The sequence below is a fragment of the Pseudomonas sp. R62 genome (genome assembly GCF_000257605.1).
Taxonomy (GTDB): Bacteria; Pseudomonadota; Gammaproteobacteria; order Pseudomonadales; family Pseudomonadaceae; genus Aquipseudomonas; species Aquipseudomonas atacamensis.
This window is the reverse complement of the sequence record NZ_JH635999.1, coordinates 1,505,194-1,509,198: the sequence shown is the minus strand read 5'-3', so window position 1 is coordinate 1,509,198 and position 4,005 is coordinate 1,505,194. Positions and strand designations below refer to the sequence as shown.

Below are 4,005 nucleotides of genomic sequence, written 5' to 3'. Positions count from 1 at the left end.
CTGAAGGGCGGCGGGGTCGAGCCGGGTGGGCAGAGGTAGTGGTCGAGGGCGCGGTCGGCGGCTTGGTGGAGTTTTTTTGAGTCGAGGGATTCGTAGGGGGAGGTGGGGTCGGATTCGGGTGGGTTGGGTGTTGGTTTGATCATGGTGAGACTCCGTGGTTGATTTAGCCGCCACGGCTCATCGCTAAACAAGTAAAGGTGGCGGCTGTACGCAGGTTAGCGATCCGGGTCACAGAAACCCCGGGTAGACCTGAAGGTCTCCCACGCACAGCCACCATGACATCAAGTGCAGATCGAAAAATGCAATTGAGACTGGGCATTGGTGCGTCTGTAATGAGTCGGATCGCTAAACCCGATCGCTGATTCGTCAGCGACCGCACCACAATAGAACCCGCCCTCAAGGCGCACAAGCCGGCGGATTCTGGCTTGGCTGTAGGCAATGGCGCAAGGGTTTGTAGCCTTGAGACCGTGTCAGCAGGTGTCTTTTAAACAGCTTCGTTTAAATCGAAGAATTGCGCCGAACCTGATGGCCTCTTCGCGAGCAGGCTCGCTCCCACATTGCAATTCATTGCGCCGCAGTCCACCGCACCAGCCCCCATCACCCAACCTCACGGCTGATACGGAATCACCTTGTCCCGGTCCATTTCCACCAACAACTGGTCGAGCATCTGCCGTTTGTTCTCGACCCCGGGAATCGGCACATACCACGTCATCACGCTCCAGCCTTCGCGGGAGTAGTTGTAGGTTTTGAGCAGTTGGCCATCCTTGAAGACCGAGCCGCGCAGGTTGTCCTGGTAGTGGTAGGGCATCGGGAAGGTGAACAGGGTGAAGACGTTGACCAGCGCCAGCCAGTTGACCTTGCCGTCGCTGGGTTCGGTGATCAACAGGCTGTAGCCGTTGCGGGTGTAACCGCCGTCGAGCATCGAGAACGCGCCGGTCTTCTTCAGGACGCTGACGGTTTCGCGCTGATGCTGCTCGTCGATGCGCGTATACGCCGGCCCCATGCCTAGCGTGACCGGCACGTAGGCCTGATCGGCATGGTAATCGAGCGGCTGCAAGGTGTTGGCGCAGCCGCCCAGCATCAGTGAGGCACAGAGCAGGCCGGCGACTTTTATCATCGCGCGGCTCATTGCGCGACTGCCGGGATCAGCCGGTCCTGCTGCACATCCTGCGCGAAGGCGCGGGCGATGCGGCCGAGGTTCTGTTCGCGCATCTCGCCGCCCTGATCCAATAGCCAGACGTATTTTTGAGTGATGTTGCGATAGGTGTATTGCTTCAGTCGCTTGTCACCCTGGTACACGGTGAATTCGGTTTGCGTATCGAATTCGTTCGACAGCGGCAGCAAGAACAACGTCGCGGTGCTCAGCAGAAGCACCGGAAACGGCGGCAGGTGACGTTCCACATTGAGTTTGACCTGCACGTTGTACTCGTCAGCTTTACCGCTGCCGGTTTCGATGGTGCGGAACACACCGGTCTGACGCAGGTGGTTGCGCAGGCTGGAGCCGTTTTCCGGATCATCGACCATAACGTGAATCGGCTGCAGATAATCCTGAGCGTCCGTAAGCGTGCGCTCGGGCAAGGTGTTGGTCGCCGCGCAACCGGTCAACAGAGCGGCGGCGGTGAGGGCGATGATTTTTTTCATGGTTTGGCATCCACGGCAATACCCGGAATGGGGCCGGTGAAGATGTAGGGCTGAGCACGGTTGAGGTCGAGTTTCAGCGGTTGCAGCGTTGGCAATCCTGGCGCCAGACGTTGCGCAATCAGCGCATCGCGGGCGTTCTGATCACTCCAGCGGAACGCGCAGAAACCGGCGGTCAGGCAGAACGAACGGAACTCGCCGATGTAATAGGCCTTGCCGGGTTCCAGGCGCATCGGCAGGTTGAATTTTTCCCGCGCCTCTCTCGAGGTGAAAACAGTGCCTAGCCCAGGTTGATAACGTGCGGAAAAGAACTGGAAATCATAGAACTCGTAATCGCCCGGCTTCAGGGGAAGCACGAATACGCTCGCTGCGCCGACACCGTCCTGAACATCCTGCGGCGTGGAGTAAGCGCCGGCCATTTTCCAGACGCCGGCCGCACCGTATTCGGAACCGCGTTTGCGGAAAAAGATTCGCTGGTTGTCAGCGGCTGATTGCTTGAGTGATTGCGGCCCGATTGAGCCAACGAGATAACTGACTGGCTCGCTTGCCTTGGGTTGCAAGGGTTCGCTGACCCAGGAAGCGCTTTCGGTAATGCAGCCGCTGAGCGTCGCGGCGAGCACGACGGCCGCTCCGAGTTTGAATAGCTGAAACATGTACATCCCTGAATCTGCTTGCGTTGATTGACTACAAACAGGAAGGTCAATCAATGCCTTCCTGGCTTGGCTTTTTATGCGGGGGCGCAGAATAAACGAGGTGATGGCACTTGGCTAGCTGCTGTAGGCGCTGCGTACGCTGAAATCATTTGATTTGGATCTCAAGGAGCAACCTCAGGGTTTGTGGCCGACGCAGGAACCTGTGGGCGGGTTGATCGTGTTACCTCACAAACCCAACGGGTACTGGATGACCACGTAAATCCGGTCAATATCATCGCCAGCTTGCGCTTCGTTGGCGCGGTGGGTGACGTGCGACAGCTGCACCGACAGATCCTTCGCGGCGCCGGATTGCACGACATATTTCAGGTCGATATCGCGTTCCCAGTGTTTGCCGCCGCTGCCTTGTTGCGGTTGATAGTCGCCACTGTCGGCGTCGAACGGGTTGTAGGCGCCGCCCTTGGGCGCGTGCGTGCCGTCAATGTGGCTGCCGCTGACGTAGCGGGTCATGAAGTTCAGGCCGGGGATGCCGAATGCGCCGAGGTCGAGGTCGTAGCGGGCTTGCCAGGAGCGTTCGTTGGCGCCGTTGAAGTCGGCGTATTTGATCGAGTTGGCGAGGTAGATCGAGTCGCCGCCGACGAAATCGAACGGCGTGTCGCCATTGATGCGTTGCCAGCCGAGCATCACCGCGTGCGCGCCGAAGCTGTATTTGCCGGAGAGGCTGAAGGCGGTGTTATCGATCTCGCCGGCCAATGCGCGGCCGGTGTCGCGGGTGTGGTAGAGGTTGGCGTCGAGCAGCACGCCGGACTGTTTGAAGTGCAGGTTGCCGTAATACTGGTGCCAGGTGTCGCTCAGTTCTGAGGCGTAGAGTGCGCCGCCGATCGGGCTTGAGCTGAACAGGTCGGCACCGACGAAGCTGATGCCGCCCGCTTCGGTGTTGGCGCCGTAACCGTAGAAATCGCCTTTGCCGGAGGAGCTGTCCTGGTTCTTGAATGCAGTGAAATGCCCGGCGACCAGATTGACGTTGTCGAGCTCGGCGCTGTTGAGCAAAAAGCCTGTGGCGTATTCCGGTTGCAGACGTTTGTCCGAGGTGTCGAAGACCGGGGTTTCTACGGTCATTTCGCCGAAGGCGAGGGTGGTTCGCGAGACCTTGAGCTTGAACGCACCGCCAGCGCTGGAATAGTCGCGTTCGCTGCGGCCATCGCTGTCGACCGGTAACAGACCGGTGCCGGAATGGCCCTTGCCGCCGTCGAGTTTCAGGCCGGCGAAAGCGTGGGCGTCGATGCCGAAACCGACTGTGCCCTCGGTGAAACCGGATGAGAAGTTGCCGATAAAGCCTTGTGCCCATTCCTGTTTGTAGTTTTTCCCGGAGGGCGTGGGCGAGCGGTAGTCGTTGCTGAGGTAGAAGTTGCGCAGCAGGACATCGCTTTTGGCGTCGTCGAAAAAGCCGCTGGCATGGGCGGTGCCGGTCAGACCGCAGAGCATGGCGAGCAGAGTGAGGCGGGAGGGGGCGCGGTTGATCATGGTCAGGGCCGGTGGCGATTTGAATGGCGCTGATGATCGGCGGATTGGCCTGGCAAGGATTGGGCCGGTGTGCTGAGTTGGCAGCCCTTACACCAAACCCTGTGGGAGCGAGCCTGCTCGCGAATGCGGAGTGTCAGTTAAAAATGCTGACTGACACAGCGCTTTCGCGAGCAGGCTCGCTCCCACAGTTTGA

The 4,005-nt window shown here is 59.4% G+C and carries 4 protein-coding genes and 1 pseudogene; all 5 read right to left on the bottom strand.

Annotated features, from left to right (window positions below):
- Positions 1-143, bottom strand: a pseudogene (locus OQK_RS32130) (DUF6124 family protein); the annotation flags it as partial.
- Positions 144-607: 464 nt separating this feature from the next.
- A complete protein-coding gene (locus OQK_RS24845; protein ID WP_016774812.1) occupies positions 608-1,117 on the bottom strand; it encodes a hypothetical protein in 510 nt (169 codons plus the stop codon).
- A gap of 8 nt (positions 1,118-1,125) precedes the next feature.
- A complete protein-coding gene (locus OQK_RS24840) occupies positions 1,126-1,641 on the bottom strand; it encodes a hypothetical protein (RefSeq protein ID WP_016774811.1) in 516 nt (171 codons plus the stop codon).
- Positions 1,638-2,291 carry a hypothetical protein gene (locus OQK_RS24835; protein ID WP_038862158.1) on the bottom strand — a complete coding sequence of 218 codons (654 nt, stop codon included), beginning with the start codon at positions 2,289-2,291 and terminating at the stop codon, positions 1,638-1,640. Before OQK_RS24835 ends, OQK_RS24840 begins: the two co-directional genes overlap by 4 nt.
- A 225-nt stretch (positions 2,292-2,516) precedes the next feature.
- Entirely contained in the window at positions 2,517-3,812 is a 1,296-nt protein-coding gene (locus tag OQK_RS24830) for an OprD family porin (protein ID WP_016774809.1), read from the bottom strand.
- Positions 3,813-4,005: the final 193 nt, after the last annotated feature.

Excerpts from the sequence above, each read along its gene's own strand:
- OQK_RS24845 (WP_016774812.1), bottom strand. The coding sequence starts at position 1,117 with ATGATAAAAGTCGCCGGCCTGCTCTGTGCCTCACTGATGCTGGGCGGC.
- OQK_RS24840 (WP_016774811.1), bottom strand. The coding sequence starts at position 1,641 with ATGAAAAAAATCATCGCCCTCACCGCCGCCGCTCTGTTGACCGGTTGC.
- OQK_RS24835 (WP_038862158.1), bottom strand. The coding sequence starts at position 2,291 with ATGTTTCAGCTATTCAAACTCGGAGCGGCCGTCGTGCTCGCCGCGACG.
- OQK_RS24830 (WP_016774809.1), bottom strand. The coding sequence starts at position 3,812 with ATGATCAACCGCGCCCCCTCCCGCCTCACTCTGCTCGCCATGCTCTGC.